Source organism: Pseudonocardia yunnanensis (genome assembly GCF_039534065.1).
Lineage (GTDB): Bacteria > Actinomycetota > Actinomycetes > Mycobacteriales > Pseudonocardiaceae > Pseudonocardia > Pseudonocardia yunnanensis.
On the sequence record NZ_BAAAUS010000016.1, the window covers coordinates 50,510 to 69,386 of the forward strand.

The window sequence follows — 18,877 nt, forward strand, 5'->3', positions numbered from 1 at the left end:
GTCGGCCTCAGGATCATGAGGGCCACGAGCGAAAGTGAATAATGACCAAAATGGCGAATACACATGTGATACGACCGATGCGGCTCGACGATATAAGCGCCCGTCGAGCTGTTGATGGAGACGAGTGTTCGTCAGCCGGTGTCTCCTGGCCGAGTTCCGGGCCGAAGCCGGTGCCAGTCTGTTCGAGCCGCCCACTTCCGACCTGGTCGATCGGCTCATCCGCGCCAGCCCGAACTTCCGTGCCGCCTGGGAGGAGCACGATCTCGCCGGGTTCACCCATCCCGTACGCCTGATCCACCACCCGGTCGGCGACCTGCACCTGGAACGCCACCGATTGAGGTTCGCCAATCCGGCAGACCTGCACATGGTGATCTTCACGCCGGTGCGGGCCACGGCCACCTGCGCACTACTGCGTGAGATGGCCGCCGCGGGTGATGGAGGCGGGTGACTGTGCTTACCGCGAAACCGGTGGCTCAGTCGCGGAGGAGCTCCCCGAACCGAGCGCAGCTCTCGTCGATGGCTGTCTGTGCGGCAGGCGAGATGGTTCCCATGTCGAAGAAGCCGTGGATCATCCCGTCGTACAGCCGCAGCTCGGCCTCCACTCCCGCAGCGCGCAGCGCCTTGCCGTAGGCCTCGCCCTCGTCGCGCAGCGGGTCGAACTCCGCGGTGACGATCACCGCAGGCGGCAACCCGGCGAGGTCGGCTGCGTGCAGCGGCGAGAGTCGCGGGTCCTTCGCGTCGTCCCAGGCGCCTGCGTAGTGGCCGTAGAACCAATCCATGCTCGGCTGCTCGAGCATGTAGCCCCTGGCGTTCTGCACCCGCGACGGGTACTCGCCGCCGGCGTCGACGGCCGGGTAGATCAGGAACTGCCCCACCATCGGCGTGCCGTCGGCGTGCAGCTGCTGGGCCACGGCGGCGGCGAGATTGCCCCCCGCACTGTCGCCCGCGACGCCCAGGCGCTCGTTGCCGCCGAGCTCGCCGAGATGCTCGGCGACCCAGCGGGCCGCGGCCACCGCGTCGTCCGCCGCAGCAGGAAAGGGGTGCTCGGGCGCCAGGCGGTAGTCGACCGCGACGACGACGGCCCGGCTGCCCCGGCAGACGTTGCGGGCCATGTTGTCGTGGGTGTCGAGATCGCCGATGACCCAGCCGCCACCGTGGAAGAACGCGACGGTCGGGAACGGGCCCTCACCGTCGGGGCGGTAGATGCGGGCCTTCAGCTCGCCTGCTGCCCCGGGCACCGTGATGTCCTCGGTGCTGCCCACGGGGACCAGATGCTCGGGCTTGCGCGCCCCATGGGTCATCTCCAGGTACTGGGCCCGCCCGGCCTGGGGCGTCCCCTCGTACATGGGAGGAAGGCCTGCCTCGGCGAGCGTGGCGAGCAATGCGGCGATGGGCGGGTCGACCGGCACGGGATCTCCTGTCTTGCAGGTGGGAGCTTGGAGGGTCAGCTGTAGGCGAGAGTGCCGTCGTCGAGGTCGGCGGCGGGGAGCATCTGGCGTTCTTGCGTGTATTCGTGCATGTGGGTCCAGGGCTCGCGGTCGCCCTGCTTGAACATCAGGTGCGCCGAGCGCATGACGTATCCGGCGTTGAAGTTCTCGGGGTCCATCCATGGCAACAGCGGCATGTCCGCGTCCTCGGGCCGCAGGGCCGGCACCGCCACCGTGGCGTTCTTCTCCGCCATGTGGGCGAGCAGCCGGCAGACGAACTCGCTCACCAGATCGGCTCGCAGCGTCCAGCTGGCCCGGAAGTAGCCGAACACGTAGGCCATGTTGGGCACACCGGAGATCATGATCCCGCGGTAGGTGACGCGTTGCGTGAAGTCGACCGGCTCGTCGTCGACGGTGAACGCGATGTTGCCGAAGACGGCCAGGTCGAAGCCGGTGGCCGTGATGACGATGTCGGCCTCGATCTCCTCGCCGGAGGCCAGCCGGATGCCCGTCTCGGTGAACGTCTCGATGGTGTCGGTGGCCACCGACGCCTTCCCCTCGCGCAGAGCGGCGAACAGGTCGCCTTCCGGCACCACGGCAAGGCGCTGCTGCCACGGCCGGTACCTGGGGGTGAAGTGCTTCTCGATGTCGAAGTCCTCGGGCAGGAGCGGGCGCATCTCCTCGATGAGGAACTTGCGTAGCTCGTCGGGTGCCTCGAAGGACAGCCGGGTGATCTCCTCGAGCTGCGCCACGTGGGCGCGTCGCAGGATCTCGTGCGTCCACTCCTCCGGAACGTCCAGTGCCCGCAGCGTGACGGCCAGCTCGTGCGTCTTCGGGCGGGAGATGAAGAACGTCGGGGAGCGCTGCAGCATCGTGACGTGCCCGGCGGTCTCCGCGATCGCCGGGATGAGCGTGGCCGCGGTGGCCCCGGAGCCGATGACCACCACACGCTTGCCGGCGTAGTCCAGGTCGTCCGGCCAGTCCTGCGGGTGTACGACCATGCCCTGGTAGCGGTCCATGCCCGGCCAGTCGGGGGTGTAGCCCTTCTGGTGACGGTAGTAGCCCTGACACATCCATAGGAAGTCGGTGGTCAACCGCAACTGCTCGCCCGTGTCGTCCCGCGTGACCTCGACGGTCCAGCGGCGGTCGGCGGACGACCAGTGCGCGGACGTGACGCGGTGCCGGTAGCGGATGCTGCCCGCCAGGTCGTTCTCGTCGATGACCTCACCGAGATAGGACCGGATCTCGTCGGCCGTCGCGATCGACGGGCCGCGCCAGGGCTTGAACCCGTAGCCGAAGGTGAACAGGTCGCTGTCGGACCGGGCGCCGGGGTAGCGGTGGGTCCACCAGGTGCCGCCGTGGCTCTCCAACGCGTCGAGGAGCACGAACGACCGGTCGGGGAAGCGGTCCTTCACGTGGTAGGCGGCCCCGATGCCGGAGATCCCGGCGCCGACGATGAGGACGTCGACGTGCTCGGTCGCCGTTGCGGTGGCTTCGGGTTCGGTCATCGTCATGCCAGAGCCTCCACTCCACTGTGTGGCCTACATCACTCACGGTACCCACGGTGCTGCCGCGACGACAGAACGCTGCTCCAGTTTGCACGCCAGCGCGATGTGAATCGAATCACGTTCTAGATCAGCATGATTCGTTGCGTCCACTGTGGCTGATCGCGCCATGTGGGCCACCGGCTGAGAGGTGATCGCTGTTCACTTGAGCGTGGTGCGGTCGCCGTAGAGCATGACCTTCGACCGGATCGCAGACGTGAGACCTGGGAGACCCGCATGCCCCGCTTGGAGATCACCATCCCCACCCCCGACGGCGACTGTCCCGCCACCTTGCACGTGCCGGACGGGGGCGGCCCCGCGCCCGCGGTGATCTTCTACGCGGATGCCGGTGGGGTGCGCGAGACCATGCGAGCCATGGCCGACCGCCTCGCCGCGTCCGGCTACGTCACCCTGCTGCCGGACTTCTACTACCGGTCCGGCGACTGGGAGCCGTTCGACCTGGCCACCGTGTTCTCGGACCCGACCGAGAGGGCGCGCCTGATGAAGATGGTGCAGAGCCTGGACGCGGACGCGATCGCCCGTGACGCCGGTGCGTTCCTGGACTTTCTGGGCGGCCGCCCCGAGGTCTCCGGGACGACCGTGGGGACCACCGGGTACTGCATGGGCGGCCGTTCCTCGCTGATCGTGGCCGGACGGCATCCGGAGCGCGTGGCCGCGGCGGCCTCGTTCCACGGCGGCCGGCTCGCCGCCACCGACGATCCGGACAGCCCGTACCTGCTGGCCGACCGCCTCCGCGCTGCGGTGTACGTGGCGGCCGCGCAGAACGACGACTCTTTCCCGGCCGACCAGTTCGAGCGGTTGAAGGGAGCCTTCGAGTCGGTAGGGGTCCGCTACACGATGGAGGAGTACCCGGCCGCCCACGGCTTCGCGGTGCCGGACAACCCCACCCACGACCCGAGCGCCGAGGAACGACACTGGACCGCGCTGACGGACCTGTTCGCAAAGAACCTCCGGGGCTGAGCGTTGCGGAGCCGTAGTGCTGTCGGGCGGGTGCCCACGACAGCACTACGGGTCCACAATTCAGCGGATCTGGGCTCCGTAGACCTTTTCTACCTTCAGCTTCATCAGCACCCTGCGGTCACCCACCATCACTGACCTGTACTCGTCCCAGTTCGGATGCTCGCCTGCGGCCTTGCGGTAGTAGTAGTCCACCAGCGCCTCGACCTCCGGGCCGTGGGGGTCGGTTCCCGGGCCGACGAGTGTGGCCGTGCCGTCGGCGGTGGCCCACGCCCAGCCGTCCGAGCTGGTCACCTCGAGCGCGGCCCGTGGATCCCGGCGCAGGTTCGCGGTCTTGGCACGTCCTTCGGTCATCGACACGTAGATCACGCCGGTGTCCCTGTCGTAGAACGGCGTGACGGGGGAGAGCTGTGGACGACCGTCCGACTTGATGGTGGCGAGGACACCGAGCCGGCTTTCGGCGAGCAGCGTGTGCGGGTCGAATTGCGTGGCGGTCATGCTCGGCAAACCTGAGATCGGATGTCGGCTATTCCTCCGGCGAAATCCGGTGCGGTCGGCGGCTGATCAGGTCGCGCGGGGGACGAACGGCACGGCGGCCTCTGCGGTGTAGTCGAGGAAGGTGAAGGCCTCCTCGACGTACAGCCGGACGGTGGTTTCGGTGTGGCTGAGGAAGCCGACCGAGACATCCTCGACGAGGTGCAGCGCGAAGTCACCCCCGCGGGCGCTCAGCACGAGGGGCGACTCGAGCGCGCGGGCCGGAAGGACGTCGCCGTCGAGGAGCCGGCGAAGGTGTTCCGTGACCGGGAGGCCGTGCTCGGTGCTGGCCGTGACCCGCACCCACTCCTCCTCGCCCAGGAGCAGGGCGTACTTGCCGGCCACACCGGCGTCGCGGAGAAGGGCGAGCGCGCGGGCCACGGCGTCCGGGTAGGCGGTGACCTCGGTCGGCGACGGGACGGTGCGTTCCCGGCTCGTCTCGCGCACGCCGGTGATTCCCGCGGCCGGGTAGCCCTCGACGATGGCGCGGTCCTCGGCGAGCGCGAGAGCGACTGCGGCGTCACTGGCCGCGGTCCAGTCCCCGTCCTGTGCTCCGCGCTCCACGTCGTCGAGGTCGGAACGTTCGAGCTCGAACTCGACGCGCAGTTCCACCACGGGCACCGCCAGCCGTTGCCGTGCGCGGACGGCCCCGCCGGGCGACTCGACCGCCCGCAGGTGCCCGGTGCTGATCGCCGCGGTCGTCGCGTCGGCGTCCACGACGTCGACCACCCGGCGGCAGGCGACGGTGCTGGTGAACGCCTGTGCAACGGCTTCGTCGATCTCCTGCCACGCGCCATCGGAGATCGGGGCCAGGTCGCGATGCAGGTTGTTCACGGCAGTGTCCGTCCTTTGAGGGATCCGATGGTGAGCGACGTCGGCGGCGGCGAGTCCGCGAGCTGATCGAGCAGCGGCACCGACGGTGCGAGGAAGAGCGCCCCCGTGACGGCACGGGAGAAGTCGAGGATGCGGTCGTAGGTGCCGGGAGGGTCGCCGAGGAACATGTTCCGGAGCATCTGCTCGAGCACGTCGGGGTCGGAGGCGTAGCCGATGAAGTACGTGCCGAACTCCCCGGCGGCCGGGCTGCCGAACGGCATGTTGTCGCGAACGATCTTGCGCTCCCGGCCGTCCGCGTCGGTGATCGTGGTGAGCACCTTGTGCGCGCTGGCGGGGGCCACGTCGTCGTCGAGTTCGACGTTGGAGAGCTTCGTCCTGCCGATGACCCGTTCCTGCGCGCCGACGTCCAGCGCGTCCCATGCGTCGAGGTCGTGCAGGTACTTCTGCACCATGACGTAGCTCGATCCCGCGAACACCGGGTCGTCCTCGCCCACGATCGCGGCGCTCGTCGCGGCCTCGCCGGTCGGGTTCTCGGTGCCGTCGACGAAGCCGAGGAGGTCGCGGTTGTCGAAGTAGCGGAACGCCTGCACCTCGTCGACTGCGGTGACGGCGCCGCGCAGCGCCGCGAGGATCTGTGTGCTGAGCTCGAAGCAGAGGTCCTGCCGTCGGGCCCGGACGTGGAAGAGCACGTCGCCGGGGGTGGCGACGGCGTCGTGGCGGTGCCCGCGGATGGCCTGGAACGGGTGGAGCGCGGTCGCAGCGGTGATTCCGAACAGGTCGGGCCACACGCGGGCGCCGAACCCGACCACGCAGGAGAGGCCCGCGTCGAGGTCGCGGAAGCCGACCGTGCGGACCAGGCCGGGCAGGTCGGCGCAGAACTCACGGACGCGGGTGCGGCTCGCCTGATCGGGATTCACCGTCACGACGAGGAACACCGCCGAACGGGACAGCGGCGCGAGCACGGCCTGCGGTTCTGTCATCGAGTTGCCCGCGCCGAGCCCTCGGGGCCGCCGGGCGGGGCGGGGTGCGTGCCCACGCTGACACACCCCTCCAGGTCCGCGATGTGCTCGCTCATCCGATGTCCTCTCTCGGTCCACAGCGGTGGGACGTTCCACAGTGGCCGCAGAAGCGTCCGCCCGACATCGCACGAACGTGCGATCACCAACCACGGGCGGCAGTCCGGCCATCCGCAGCGAAGGCCGCGAAGCTCCAGCACAAGCGGGTCGGGCAGGACTGTCAAGCGCCTCCGATGTGATGTGACCGGTTGCCGCGAGCACCCGTCGGGATCGTCAGTCCTCCTCGCCGATCGCCTCGTCCTCATCCAGGGCCGTCTCCTCGTCAGGCTGCGGTGCGGCAGCCTCCGCAGCGGCGGCGGGTCCGGGCGGAGCGGTTGGCACCGGCGCAACAGCGGCGGCTGCGGTCGGTTCGACACCTGCGACGGGCGCCCCGGCCTCGTCCTGATGTGCTCCGACCCGGCTACCGCCCACGAAAGCGAGGAGCAGCAACCCGGCGCACGCGAGCGGGACGAGGAACTGGGCCGCGCCTCTGGCAGTTCGGTGCCGTGCCGATGTGCCTCGTCCGTCCGCGGGGCGGATGGCACCTCGGCGACCCAGCCGAGCGGCGAGGTGCTGACGGGTGGCGCCGGCCGCTGCCGCCACGATCCGCTCGAGTGGCCCCTGCCCGACCCATCGTCGCCACACCACCGCGAACGCCATCGCGCCCAGCACCATGAGGAGGTAGAGGGCGGCAGGCTGGTCCCGCAGCAGCCCGGTGGCCAGCAGCACCAGGTGAGCGGTGTACAGCGTGAGGGCCATGCTGCCGGCGGCAGCCACCGGCGACAGTGCTCGGGCCACGACGGGCACGCGGGTCAGCAGCAGCGCCGCGCCGAGAACCGCACCGGCAGACCCGAGGGTGTGCAGCAGGTCGACCGGTGTGTGTGAGTGCGGGGCCGGGAGAGCCATGTACCACCACGACACCGGCGACTCGGCTTCGGCAAGGAGAACCTGCGCCTCCCACAGCAGCGTGCCGACATCGGGTGCTCCGACGGAGAGCAAGGCGTCGAGCCCGCCGAGGGGGTGCAACAGCAGCGCGGACGCCGAACGGGCCGCGACGGCAAGGGCGACCCCGCCTCCGAGCAACCACCACCCGACGCGGCGGGAGGTGAGGTCGAGGCGTCCGATCGCGAGCCCTGCGCAGAGGTAGGCCAGGTAGACCAGGAGCGGATACTCGCCGGTGATCAGCAGTTGGACGAGCATCCCGAGCGGATCCTGCACGAGAACGCCGAAGCCGGGGTCGAGTTCGGTGCGGGCATAGGGCAGCCCCAGGGGTGCCGTCGCCACCAGCACGACCGGCCCCAGGACGATCAGACCGGCGGCCACCCCGGCCAGTACCCGCGGGGGAAGGCCGATCAGCGGAATCGCGAGCAGGAACAGCACGGCGTAGAAGGGGAGGATCCCTTCGACGTTGGTGAACGGTGCGAGCGTTCCCAGCGCCAGACCGATCGCGCCGATGAGCAGGGCCCGCACCACGAGCCCGCCCGCTGCGGCTGTCCGCTCAGGTCCCCGCAGAACGTGTCTGCCACCGGAGATGAACGCCACGCCGACACCGGCGATGAGGACGAAGGTGGCCGCGGAGCGCCCGGCAGCGATGACCGTGGCGGTGGTGGGATCGCCCTTCTCGTTGACGACGGCGACGACGTGTGTCGCCAGCATCCCGAACAAGGCGACGCCGCGGGCGACGTCCACCCCGATCACGCGCGACGAGCGCGGCACCGAGTCGGCGGTCGGCAGGCTCGGGCGTGCGACCTGCGTCAATGGGGTCATCGCGGACTCCTCGGTCATCGTGGCGCAGCGGAGATCGGAGCGTCAGGTGGCCCGGTCGCGACTGTCGGATCGCCGGTTCCGGCGGGCTTCTCGGTGGGTAAGCGTCCGTCCTGGGCAGCACTGGGAACCATCGAGCGCTCCCCCCCGACCGCCGGGTGTGAACCCCTGGTTCAGGTAGGGAACGCCCCAGTGGCGGTCAGTGCCGAAGGCCCACGGGCTTCGACGCCCGTCGTGGGTGGGTCTCGCGTGTGGCGATCTGGCACCACAGGCCCGACGCGGCGGTGAGGCCTGCGGCGACGAGGACAGCTGTGCCGAGCGAGGTGAAGGTGGCCGTGATGCCGCCGACCAGCGCGCCGACGGCGTAGCCGAGGTCTCGCCAGAAGCGGTAGCCGCCCAGCGCTGCAGAACGGGCCCGGGGGTCGACGCTGTCGCTGATCGCGGCGAGCAGTGCGGGATAGACCAGGGCGGTGCCGACGCCGAGAAGGAACGAACCGGCGATGCCGGCGAGGAACGCCTCGGAGAGCCCGACGACGATGACGACGAGGCCGATCGCCTGGATCAGCATGCCTGCGACGATCGGCGGTTTGCGTCCGATGCGATCGGCGAGCAGTCCGGTGGCGATCATGCCGGCGGCCCACATGAACGGGTAGACGGCCTTGATGACGCCGACTCCGCTGAGCGAGACACCGGACTCGATGAGCAGGACGGGGAGCAGCACCCAGACGAGCCCGTCGTTGAGATTGTTGACCAGCCCGGCCTGGCTGATCGAGGCGAGGCTGCGGTTGCGCCAGGTGACCTCGGCGAACATCTGCCGCATGCCCGGAGCCGGAGCCGTCTCGTCGGACGGGTGATGCCGGCCTGCCTCGAGACGGGCATGTGCTGCGGTGTCACGGACCAGCGTGATCGACAGGGCGAGCCCGGCAACGGCATAGGCGACGCCGAGAAGTTCGGGAGCGGGTCGCAGGCCGTAGGCGGTGGCGAGGTAGCCGGTGGCCAGGGCGGTGATCGCGACGCCGAGATAACCGGCCGTCTCGTTGATGCCCAGGGCGAGGCCGCGCCGCTGCGGCCCGATGAGATCGATCTTCATGTTGACGGTCATCGACCAGGTCAGGCCCTGGTTGATGCCGAGCAGGATGTTCGCGCCGATCACCCATCCCCAGGACGGGCCGTAGGCGAGCATGAGGGGGACGGGCAGCCCGACGACCCAACCGGCGATGAGCACGGTCTTGCGGGTGTAGCGGCCGACGATCGCGCCGCCGACGAGGTTCGTGATCGCCTTGGTGACACCGAAGGCCACCACGAAGAGCGCGACGGCGAGGTCGCCGAGTCCGAACGCCTGGGATCCGACGAGCGGGGTGACGGTGCGTTCGAGCCCGACCATGCCGCCGACCAGCAGGTTGACCAGCGCGAGCAGCGCGAACTGGGGCAGGTTCTCGCGAAGCCCGAGCCGGACCGGCCCGGCGGTGGCGCGCTCGTTCATGGACCCCGGACGAGATCGCCGCCGGTGGCGTCGGACCAGTCGTCAGGCCCGCCCCTGAGCACGGCCACGTCGTGGTGTCCGGCGCGTTCGAGCAGGCTCGCCGCGCCGGCCGCGCGTTCGCCGTGTCCACACATCACCACGGTCGGCACGTCGGTCAGTTCTGCCGTGATCTGGTCTGCCGTGATGTGGGCGAGTGAGCCGAGTTCGGCGTGCATGGCGCCGGGCAGGTGCCCGGCGGTGAACTCCGCCTCCTGGCGGACGTCGAGCACCCGGTGCTGCTGGTCGACCTCGGCGGGTCCGAGCAGGCGGATACCGGTGGTGGGGAGTCCGGCCGCGGCCCAGGCGTCGGTTCCGCCTGCCAGTTCTCCGACGAGCCGCTCGACGCCGATGTTGAGGGCCTGCCAGATCAGTTCGCCGAGGTCCTGGTCGGGGTTGCGCACCACGACGATGGGGACGTCCGCGGCGACCATCCAGCCCAGCCAGGTCGCGAACTGGGCGCGCAACGGGATCGCCACCGCCCCCTGGATGTGGGCGCGTGCGTAGTCGGCGACGGGCCGGACGTCCACCAGCACCGCACCGGCGGCGCGCCGCTGTCGCACGTCCGGGACCGGGAGCTGGGGGAGCCGGCCTGCCTCGGTGGGGTCCAGCAGTGTGGGCCCGCGCCGATTGACCTCGGCCAGCCGCAGGAAGTACGGGGGGTGGCTGCCCAACGAGCCGAGCAACTGCTCGACGAACCGGTCCTCGTCCTCGATCCGCAGCAGCGGGTTGCTCGCCAGCTCGCGCCCGATCGTGGAGGTCCGCTCGGCGCCCGGCGGCGCGGAGCAGAACGAACCGGCGCCGTGCGTCGGCCACACCGCCGTCGGGTCCGGCAGCCGCGCCAGCCGCTGCAGCGACCGGAACTGGGCGCGGGCCAGCTCGTCGGTCCGTTCGGGCCCGAGCAGGTCGGTGCGGGCTGCCGAGCCCACGATCAGCGACCCGCCGGTGAACACCCCGACCGGGGAGCCGCCGTCGCTGACGAGGTACGAGAGGTGCTCGTCGGTGTGCCCGGGTGTGCCCATGGCCGTCAGCACCAGCCCGCCGAGATCGACCTCGTCGCCGTCCGTCAGGCCGCGGTGGCCGAACTGACGGCCGCCGGCTGCAGAGGCCAACACCTGCGCGCCGTCGTCGTGGGCCAGTTGCCGGGCGCCGGAGAGGAAATCGGCGTGCAGGTGCGTGTCGGCGGCGAACCGGATGCGCAATCCGGCCTTGCCGGTCGCCGCCCGGACCGCACGCAGATCACGCGGCGGATCCACCACCAGCGCGCCGCCGTCGCCGAGGTCCACCACGTAGGTCGAGTTGCCCAACCCGGTATCGACGAGCGGGAGCACCGCATCCGAGGACCCCGTCGCAGCCACCTCGTTCGAATCGCGCATGCGATCACCTCGGGGCGCGGGCGAGGAACGGGAATGCGTAGACGTCGAACGTCTGTTCCTCACGAACCTGCATGCGCAGCACGCCGGGATCGACCGGTGTATCCCCCATCGATGCGCCCACCCCCAAGATCCTCAAACGATGACTTGAGAATGCGCGGCTGTCATCGGCATTGTCAAGTATTCGTTCGAACTTGACAGGAAGGCGTGCCGGGATCGACGATCACGGCATGGGCGACCGCTTGGCGAAGGACGCACTGTTCGCCGCGTTCGCCGAGGTGGCCGCAGCGCTGGGCTCCGGCAGGCGGGCGGAGATCGTGGACCTCCTGGCCCAGGGCGAGCGCTCGGTGGAGGAGATCGCCGGCGAGATCGGCCAGAGCGTCGCCAACACCTCCCACCACCTGCGCACCTTGGCCCGCGCCGGGCTCGTCGACACCCGCAGGGACGGCACGCGCATCTACTACGCGCTGGGCGGCGAGCACGTACAGCACATGTGGGCGGCCGTCCGCGCGGTCGCCGAAGAACGGACGGCCGGGCTGGACCGGCTCGCGCAGGCGTATCTGGGTGACCGCAGCGAGCTCGAGGCCGTGGACCGGGCCACGCTGATCGAGCGGATGAGCCGCGGCGACGTGCTCGTGCTGGACGTCCGCCCGATCGCCGAATACGCCGCGGGCCACATCGCGGGTGCCTGTTCCGCGCCCGTCGACGAGCTGGATCGCCTGCTGCGCAGCCTGCCCGCTGACGTGGAGATCGTCGCCTACTGCCGGGGCCCGTACTGCGTCTACGCGGACGAGGCGGTGCGCGAGTTGCGCAAGCGCGGATTTCGCGCTGCACGACTGGAAGACGGGTTTCCCGAATGGAGACGCGCTGGGCTCCCCGTCGCCGTCGGCCGCTCCTGAGCGGCGCCGAGGGGAGAAGTACGGCCCGCCGCAGGGTGTTCATGCCGCGTTCAGCCGGTGTCGGGGCGGCGCGCGGCACTCTCGTCAGTAGCGATCAGAGCTGGCGGAGTGATGGGGGCGCGCGCTCATGGTGCGGATCGGGACCTGGAACCTCGAGAACTTCTTCCGTCCCGGCGGCCCTGCCGGCCCGACGACACAGGATGCCTACGACGCCAAACTCTCGGCGCTGGCACAGACCATCACCGAGCTGGCACCCGATGTGCTCGCCGTCCAGGAGGTCGGTGAGCCGGCCGCCCTGCAGGATCTGGCCAACAAGCTCGCCGGGTATGCCCACCTGGCCACCGCCGACCCGGACGAGCGCGGGATCCGCGTCGGGTTCCTCTCGAAGCTCGAGCTCCGCGACACCCACCAGGTGACCACGTTCCCTGCGCCGCTGCGCCCCATCCAGGTCGACGACACTGCAGACGCGGTGGACGCGATGGGCCGTCCCGCCCTCGTCAGCACGGTCACCACCGCCGCGGGCACATCCATCACCCTCATCACCTGCCACCTGAAGTCGAAGCTGCTCACGTTCCCCGGCGGCGCCTTCTCCACCCGGGACGAAGGGCTGCGCGCCCGTTACGGCGCTTACGCCCTGGGTCGCCGCGCCGCGGAAGCCGCCACCGTTCGCGATGCGGCCACCCAGCTTCTCGACGGGCAAGGCAAGGAGCGGGCGGTGATGGCGCTGGGTGACCTCAACGACGAGCCCGGTGCCGCCACCACCCAGATCCTCTACGGCCCGCCCGGCTCCGAGATCGGCACTCGTGGCTACGACACCCCGGACCTGGGCGACGGTGCGCGGCTGTGGAACCTCTCCGCGCGCATCCAGCCTGCAGACAACCGCTACTCGCGTATCTACCGCGGTACCAAGGAGCTGATCGACCACGTCCTGGCCAGTCACCTCGTCGCTCATCACGTCGACGACGGTGACCTGACCGCGGGCCCCGCTCCGGACTCCATCGACGACGACCCCAACAGCCGCCGCGACACGCCGGCCTCCGACCACCGCCCGCTCATCGCCACGATCGATCTCTGATCGCCCGGAAGCCTGACGAATCGGTACCTCGTCAGTCGTCGAGCAGCCGCCATGCGGTGAGGGCGAGCCGGGCCCGTGTCAGTCCGGTGGGCTCGGCGAGTTCGATGCCCATGGTCTTTCCGATCTGTTCGAGCCGGCGGGCGACGCTGCTGTGGTGCAGGTGGAGAAGGTCGGCGGCCTGGCGTTGCGAGCCGCTGGCGCAATAGGCGTCCAACGTGTCCAGATCTTCCGAGTTGACGGCCATTCGGGCGATCGCCGCCACGTCCGCGTTGTTCCGCGCGGCGTCCTGAGGCACGTGTGCGAGCAGCGCCAACGCCCCCAGGCCGTCGAAGTGGACGACGGGCTGTCTCGGGGTGGTGAAGCGCAGCGCGATGCGGGCTTCCCGCCACGAGCGGTCGGGGCTCTCGGCGGCGCCGATGCCCGCGCGCACACCCGCCGGAAACCCGGTCGAGTCCGTGGTGGTGGCCAGGAGGACGCCCACGTCGGCAAGCGGTGCCGCTTTCACCGGGCGGGTCGGGCAGACCAGGCGACCGACCTGCTCGAGTGGAAGCTGCGACCGTACGGCGACGACGTGGACGGGAAGGTCGGCGGCGAAACCCAGTAGCCGCAGCGCCCGAGCCCTGGCCGCCTCGTCGCTCTCGGAACTGATCACCAACTCGACGAGAGCCGGGTCGGCCATCGTGGTGCGGGCCGGGCCGTATTTCTCGATGACCGCAGCGGCGGCGATGGCGAGCCGGTCCAGCACGACCTCGTCGAGCGGGCTGGGCGGACCGGGGCGTTCCAGCCACACCGTGCCGATCTCCTCCTCGTCGAGTGTGATCGGTGCGGTGGTGGACGCCGGTGCCGCCGGGGCTGACGTTTCCGTGCCGTCGGGCGAGACGCGGATCGCCCGCCCCGTGCCGCGGAGCCGAATCCCGGCCACGCACTCGGCAAGGCCAGCCGAGGCGCGGGCAAGCGCAGGGAGATCCACCCGTCGGCGCATCAGCGTGTCGTAGAACATCACGACCCGGATCGCGCCTTCGACCTGCGAATCCAGCTGCGACAGCCGTTCGGCCAGTGCCTCCATGGCAGGAGGCTATGCGCCGCCCGGTGCGTGATCCAGGCGATATGCCCGACGGATGGCGGGTGATCTTATGGCGATCGATCACGAGGATTGTCGGCATGGATCCCGAACTGGAAGCATTCATCCCGTTGTTCCCCCGTGCCGACCTGACCGACCCGGTCACGGCGCGTACGAGCTTCGCCGGTCTGGCCGCCGCGGTGCCTGCTCCGGACACCGCGGGCATGGAGATCGAGGACCGCACGGTGCCGGCCGATCCGGGTGTCCCGGTTCGGATCTACCGCCCGCACGGCGCCCAGGCCGCCATCGTCTGGCTGCACGGCGGCGGATTTGTCATGGGTGATGTGGACACCGAGCACCCGTGGGCCGCCCGCATCGCCGGCCTGTCCGGCGTCATGGTGATCTCGGTGGGCTACCGACTGGCTCCCGAGCATCCGTTCCCTGCCGCCCTGGACGACGCCTTCGCCGTGCTGGTCTGGACGGCCGAGCACGCTGCCGAACTCGGCATCGACCCGGATCGGATCGCGGTCGGTGGCCACAGTTCCGGTGCGGGGCTCGCGGCCGCGGTGGCGTTGCGGGCGCGCGACCAGCAAGGACCGCCGATCTGCTTCCAACTGCTCAACCAGCCGGGGCTCGACGACCGGCAGGAGACGTGGTCGGCGCGCACCTTCACCGAGACGCCCTGGCTGACTCGCGACAAGGTCGCCGATGGGTGGCGGCACTACCTGGGCTCCGCGCCCGCATCGCCGTACGCCGCGGCGGCCCGGGCCGACGACCTGTCCGGCCTGCCGCCCGCCCACATCGCCACCGCGGAGTTCTGCCCGAACCGCGACGAAGACATCACCTACGCAGTGCGCCTGCTCCAGGCGGGCGTGTCGGTCGAGTTGCACCAGTGGCCCGGCACCTTCCACGGGTCGCAGGCGATCCTGTCCGCCGAGGTGTCCCAGCGACAGAACGCCGAACTCGCCGCAGCCCTGCGCCGTGCACTGGCCGGGTGAGGTCGCTGGTCACGGTCACCGGGCTACGCACTGCGGCTGACCGGAACATTTGTCCAATCGAGCGGCGCGCACCGGCCACGACAGTGGGCTCATGACAACGCCCCTGGACGACGGCAACGCCCTGTCCTCATCCACCATCGGCGCGGTCGGGTGCCTGGTCGTGCCGAGATCGACGAAGACGAGAGAGCGATGAACGCCACCGACCTTGCCGAGGCGAGGGAGCAGTCCACACCCCCATCGGATTCCCATTCCCTGGCCGCGCAGAGCTTGGGAGCGCTGCTGCGCCCCTATCTTCCGAATCTCGCCGCCGTTGTCATCCTGCAGGTCATCGGTGCTGTCGCGGGGCTGGCGCCATTGCTCGCGGTGGTCGAATTGGGTCGTACCCTGTTGTCGCCCGGCCCGATCGATCACGGTCATGTCTGGTTCGTCGTGATCGCCGGTGTGATCGGCCTGTTCGTCCGGCTGCTGTTCACAGCCGCATCGTCCGGGATCGGCCATCTTCTCGACGGTCAGGCGCAACTGTCCTTCCGCCGGCAACTCGCCGCCCGGCTGGGGCGCGTGCCGATCGGCTGGTTCTCCCGGCGCCGCACGGGCGAGCTGGCGAAGGTCGTGGGCGAGGACGTGAGTGCTGTGCACCCGTTCATCGCCCACACGCCCGGCGAGCTCGTCTCCGCCTTCGTGGTGCCGCTGGTATCGCTGATCTACCTGTTCACCATCGACTGGCGGCTCACGCTGATCACGCTGATTCCGGTGGTGCTGGCAGTGGCGCTGGTCCCCTTGATGATGACTCCGACCCGGCTGCGCGAGCACACCGATTTCGACGGAGCCATGGCACGGATCGCGAGTTCGGTCGTCGAGTTCGTTCAGGGCATCTCGGTGGTCAAGGCGTTCGGCGGAGGTGAGCGCGCCCACCGCAAATTCCGCACGGCCGTGGACGACTTCGTCGGCTCCTTCTACCGAATGGTGCGCGGTCTTTCCGCGATCGCCGCGGGAATGCAGACGGCGCTGTCCCCGCCGTTCGTTCTGCTCGTCGTGCTGATCGGCGGTGCGGCTCTGATCACGACCGGTGGCATGGCCCCGGCCGACCTGCTGCCCTTCCTGCTGCTCGGACTGGGACTGACCGCTCCGGTGGCGGTCCTCGGCCACGGCTTCGACGATCTGCAGGCCGCCCGGCGCGCGGTCGGCCGGATCCGGGACGTGCTCGCGGTGCCCTCGCTGCCGGAGCCCGCGCACCCGATCGCGCCACAGGGTCACCGGGTGGAACTGCGTGACGTTCGATTCGGCTACGTCGCCGATCACGAGGTGCTGCGCGGGATCGACCTGGTGCTCGAGCCGGGCACGGTCACCGCGATCGTCGGGCCGTCGGGAAGCGGAAAGTCCACGCTGGTTCAGCTGTTGCCGCGGTTCTTCGACCCGACCCACGGTTCGATCGCCCTTGGCGGTGTCGATCTGCGCGAGCTCGGCAGCCGGGACCTCTACCGGATGGTGTCCTTCGTCTTCCAGGACGTTCGCCTGCTGCGCGCGTCGGTCGCGGACAACATCGCGCTGGCGGTACCGCATGCCGACCTCGACGACGTGGTTCGCGCCGCCCGGCAGGCGAACATTCATGACCGAATTCTCGAGCTGCCGCGCGGATACGAAACGGTGATCGGTGAGGAGGTCGGGCTGTCCGGCGGCGAGGCGCAGCGGATCTCGATCGCACGCGCACTGCTCGCCGACACACCCGTTCTCGTGCTCGACGAGGCGACCGCCTTCGCCGACCCCGAGACCGAACAGGCGGTACGCCGGGCCTTGGCGACGCTGGAGGGAGACCGGACGGTTCTGGTCATCGCCCATCGTCTGGAGACGGTCGCCGACGCCGACACCGTCGTGATGCTGGAGAACGGGTCGATCGTCGAGCGCGGCAAGCCCGTCGAACTGCTGGCGCAGAACGGAAAGTTCGCCGGGTTCTGGCGATCCCACCGATCGGCGGTCGCCGACGAGATCGAAACCGGCATCGGCGCACTGCAAGGAGACGAGCTCCGATGATTCGAATGCTGCTGCGTGTGCTGGGACACGAGTACGCCCAGCCGGTGCGTCGCACCGTGGCCCTGATGACGACGACCGCGATATTCGAGGGTCTGTCCTATGCATTGCTGGTTCCGGTGCTGCGGGCCCTGTTCGGGAGCAATCCCGCGGATGCGCAGCCCTGGCTGATCGCGTTCGCGGCCGCGGTCGCGGTGTACGCGGTGCTGCGCTATGTCAGCGACCTTTCCGGTTTCCGTGTCGGGACCACTCTGTTGCGTGGCATGTATCAGCGCCTCGGCGATCATCTGGCCCGACTGCCCATCGGCTGGTACAGCGCAGGCCGCGTCGGGAAGGTGTCCGTCCTGGCCAGTACCGGTGTCCTGCAGGCGATGAGCGTGATCGCCCATCTGCTGGCACCGTTGATCTCCGCCGCCGTGACGCCCCTGACGATCGTTGTCGTGATGCTCGCCTTCAACTGGCAGATGGGGCTGGCCGCTCTGGTCGCCGTACCGGTCGTGGCGGCGATCCAGATCTGGACGGGACGCTCGATGGACGCCGCCGATGCCGATCGCGCCGAGCGCGACCATGAGGCCGCCGGACGAGTCATCGAGTATCTCCGGGCCCAGCCGGTGCTGCGAGCCGGCGGCCGGACCGTCGAACGCTTCCGGTTCCTCGACGACTCGTTGCGAGAGGTCCAGCGCGCGTCCCGCCGTTCCACGCTGTCGGCTCTGCCCGGCGTACTGGGCTTGGCGCTCACGGTGCAGGCGGTGTTCACCGTGTTGTTGGTCCTGGGCGCCTACCTCGCACTCGGCGGGAATGTCGGTGCGGCAGAGGTTCTGGCGATCCTGGTGCTGGCCGCTCGCTGCGCGGATCCACTGCTGTCGCTGTCGGATATCGGCGGCCGACTCCGCGGCGCACGTTCGGAGTTGGCGAGGCTCGACATGGTGTTGCGCACCGAGCCGCTGCCGGAGGCTCGCGAACCGATCCAGCCGGTAAGCCATGACCTGGAGTTCGAGTCCGTCGCCTTCCGGCACGGCGACCGCACGGTGATGGACGACGTGTCGTTGTCCGTGCCGGAGGGACAGCGGCTTGCCGTTGTCGGGCCGTCGGGTGCGGGTAAGAGCACATTGCTTCAGTTGCTCGCCCGGTTCTACGACGTGGACGCGGGTGTGGTGCGTGTGGGCGGTGTGGACGTGCGCGCGATCGACACCGAGGTGTTGATGGCGCAGGTCGCGATCGTCTTCCAGGACGTCTATCTCTTCGAGGGCACGATCGAGGAGAACGTGCGTCTCGGCCGTCCCGATGCCGAGGAAGTCGAGGTGCGGGCGGCGGCGGCCGCGGCGCGGTTGGACGAGGTGATCGAGCGACTGCCCGGCGGATGGGCGACGAATGTCGGCGAGGGCGGCGCGCTGTTGTCGGGGGGTGAGCGCCAGCGTGTCTCGATCGCGCGAGCGCTGTTGAAGAATGCGCCCGTCGTGCTGTTGGACGAGGTGACCTCCGCGCTGGATCCGGTGAACGAGTCGGCCGTCCACGACGGTATCGAGCGGCTGATGGCGGGCCGGACGGTGGTGATGGTGGCGCATCGGATGCGGACCGTCCGGCGCGCTGATCGCGTCGTCTTTCTGGATGGCGGTCGGATCGTGGAGGAAGGCACTCACGACGAACTGTTGGGCCGTGGCGGCCGTTACGCCGATTATTGGCGAATTTCCATGACACCAGCGGCCCAGGTCGAAAAGGTTCAGTGACAGCCCTCTACTCGGCGGAGCTCGACCGGCTGCGCTGCGCCGCCGGTCGGGCGAACGTCCCCGGT

The 18,877-nt window shown here is 69.8% G+C and carries 16 protein-coding genes; 7 read left to right on the top strand and 9 right to left on the bottom strand.

What is annotated here, in order from left to right; translation table 11 throughout:
• Positions 1-124 precede the first annotated feature (124 nt).
• Positions 125-448 carry an MmyB family transcriptional regulator gene (locus tag ABD743_RS16245; protein ID WP_344722916.1) on the top strand — a complete coding sequence of 108 codons (324 nt, stop codon included), beginning with the start codon at positions 125-127 and terminating at the stop codon, positions 446-448.
• 25 nt (positions 449-473) lie between these two features.
• On the opposite strand, the gene ABD743_RS16250 is transcribed toward ABD743_RS16245, so the two are convergent.
• Entirely contained in the window at positions 474-1,409 is a 936-nt protein-coding gene (locus tag ABD743_RS16250; RefSeq protein ID WP_344722917.1) for an alpha/beta hydrolase, read from the bottom strand.
• A gap of 35 nt (positions 1,410-1,444) precedes the next feature.
• On the bottom strand, positions 1,445-2,941 hold the full coding sequence (locus ABD743_RS16255) for a flavin-containing monooxygenase (RefSeq protein ID WP_344722918.1): 1,497 nt from the start codon (positions 2,939-2,941) through the stop codon (positions 1,445-1,447).
• 267 nt (positions 2,942-3,208) lie between these two features.
• On the opposite strand from ABD743_RS16255, the gene ABD743_RS16260 reads away from it, so the two are divergent.
• Entirely contained in the window at positions 3,209-3,952 is a 744-nt protein-coding gene (locus tag ABD743_RS16260) for a dienelactone hydrolase family protein (protein WP_344722919.1), read from the top strand.
• A gap of 60 nt (positions 3,953-4,012) precedes the next feature.
• On the opposite strand, the gene ABD743_RS16265 is transcribed toward ABD743_RS16260, so the two are convergent.
• From ABD743_RS16265 to ABD743_RS16290, 6 genes are all read right to left on the bottom strand, one after another.
• Positions 4,013-4,447, bottom strand: a complete 435-nt coding sequence (locus tag ABD743_RS16265; RefSeq protein ID WP_344722920.1) for a PPOX class F420-dependent oxidoreductase — start codon at positions 4,445-4,447, stop codon at positions 4,013-4,015.
• A 66-nt stretch (positions 4,448-4,513) separates the two neighbouring features.
• Positions 4,514-5,317, bottom strand: coding sequence for a family 1 encapsulin nanocompartment shell protein (locus ABD743_RS16270; RefSeq protein WP_344722921.1), 804 nt, complete (start codon positions 5,315-5,317; stop codon positions 4,514-4,516).
• The gene (locus ABD743_RS16275) at positions 5,314-6,297 is read right to left on the bottom strand and encodes a Dyp-type peroxidase (protein ID WP_344722922.1); all 984 of its coding nucleotides are present in this window, start codon (positions 6,295-6,297) and stop codon (positions 5,314-5,316) included. Before ABD743_RS16275 ends, ABD743_RS16270 begins: the two co-directional genes overlap by 4 nt.
• A gap of 309 nt (positions 6,298-6,606) precedes the next feature.
• On the bottom strand, positions 6,607-8,139 hold the full coding sequence (locus ABD743_RS16280) for a heparan-alpha-glucosaminide N-acetyltransferase domain-containing protein (RefSeq protein WP_344722923.1): 1,533 nt from the start codon (positions 8,137-8,139) through the stop codon (positions 6,607-6,609).
• Between the two features lie 196 nt (positions 8,140-8,335).
• The gene (locus ABD743_RS16285; protein ID WP_344722924.1) at positions 8,336-9,619 is read right to left on the bottom strand and encodes an MFS transporter; all 1,284 of its coding nucleotides are present in this window, start codon (positions 9,617-9,619) and stop codon (positions 8,336-8,338) included.
• Complete coding sequence (locus ABD743_RS16290) at positions 9,616-11,031, bottom strand: rhodanese-like domain-containing protein (RefSeq protein ID WP_344722925.1); 1,416 nt, start codon at positions 11,029-11,031, stop codon at positions 9,616-9,618. Before ABD743_RS16290 ends, ABD743_RS16285 begins: the two co-directional genes overlap by 4 nt.
• Before the next feature lie 227 nt (positions 11,032-11,258).
• Here ABD743_RS16290 and ABD743_RS16295 point away from each other — a divergent pair, with 227 nt between their 5' ends.
• Complete coding sequence (locus ABD743_RS16295; RefSeq protein ID WP_344722926.1) at positions 11,259-11,927, top strand: metalloregulator ArsR/SmtB family transcription factor; 669 nt, start codon at positions 11,259-11,261, stop codon at positions 11,925-11,927.
• A 127-nt stretch (positions 11,928-12,054) separates the two neighbouring features.
• Complete coding sequence (locus ABD743_RS16300; RefSeq protein WP_344722927.1) at positions 12,055-13,002, top strand: endonuclease/exonuclease/phosphatase family protein; 948 nt, start codon at positions 12,055-12,057, stop codon at positions 13,000-13,002.
• Between the two features lie 31 nt (positions 13,003-13,033).
• Here ABD743_RS16300 and ABD743_RS16305 read toward each other — a convergent pair whose 3' ends face one another.
• The gene (locus tag ABD743_RS16305) at positions 13,034-14,068 is read right to left on the bottom strand and encodes a helix-turn-helix domain-containing protein (protein ID WP_344722928.1); all 1,035 of its coding nucleotides are present in this window, start codon (positions 14,066-14,068) and stop codon (positions 13,034-13,036) included.
• A gap of 95 nt (positions 14,069-14,163) precedes the next feature.
• Between ABD743_RS16305 and ABD743_RS16310 the strand changes: the two genes are divergently transcribed.
• From ABD743_RS16310 to ABD743_RS16320, 3 genes are all read left to right on the top strand, one after another.
• Positions 14,164-15,060: an alpha/beta hydrolase gene (locus ABD743_RS16310; protein WP_344722929.1), complete on the top strand. Its 897-nt coding sequence runs from the start codon at positions 14,164-14,166 to the stop codon at positions 15,058-15,060.
• Positions 15,061-15,249: 189 nt separating this feature from the next.
• Positions 15,250-17,088 (top strand): ABC transporter ATP-binding protein, encoded by a 1,839-nt coding sequence (locus ABD743_RS16315; protein WP_344722930.1) that lies wholly within the window; start codon positions 15,250-15,252, stop codon positions 17,086-17,088.
• Entirely contained in the window at positions 17,085-18,812 is a 1,728-nt protein-coding gene (locus tag ABD743_RS16320) for an ABC transporter ATP-binding protein (RefSeq protein WP_344722931.1), read from the top strand. Before ABD743_RS16315 ends, ABD743_RS16320 begins: the two co-directional genes overlap by 4 nt.
• Positions 18,813-18,877 lie beyond the last annotated feature (65 nt).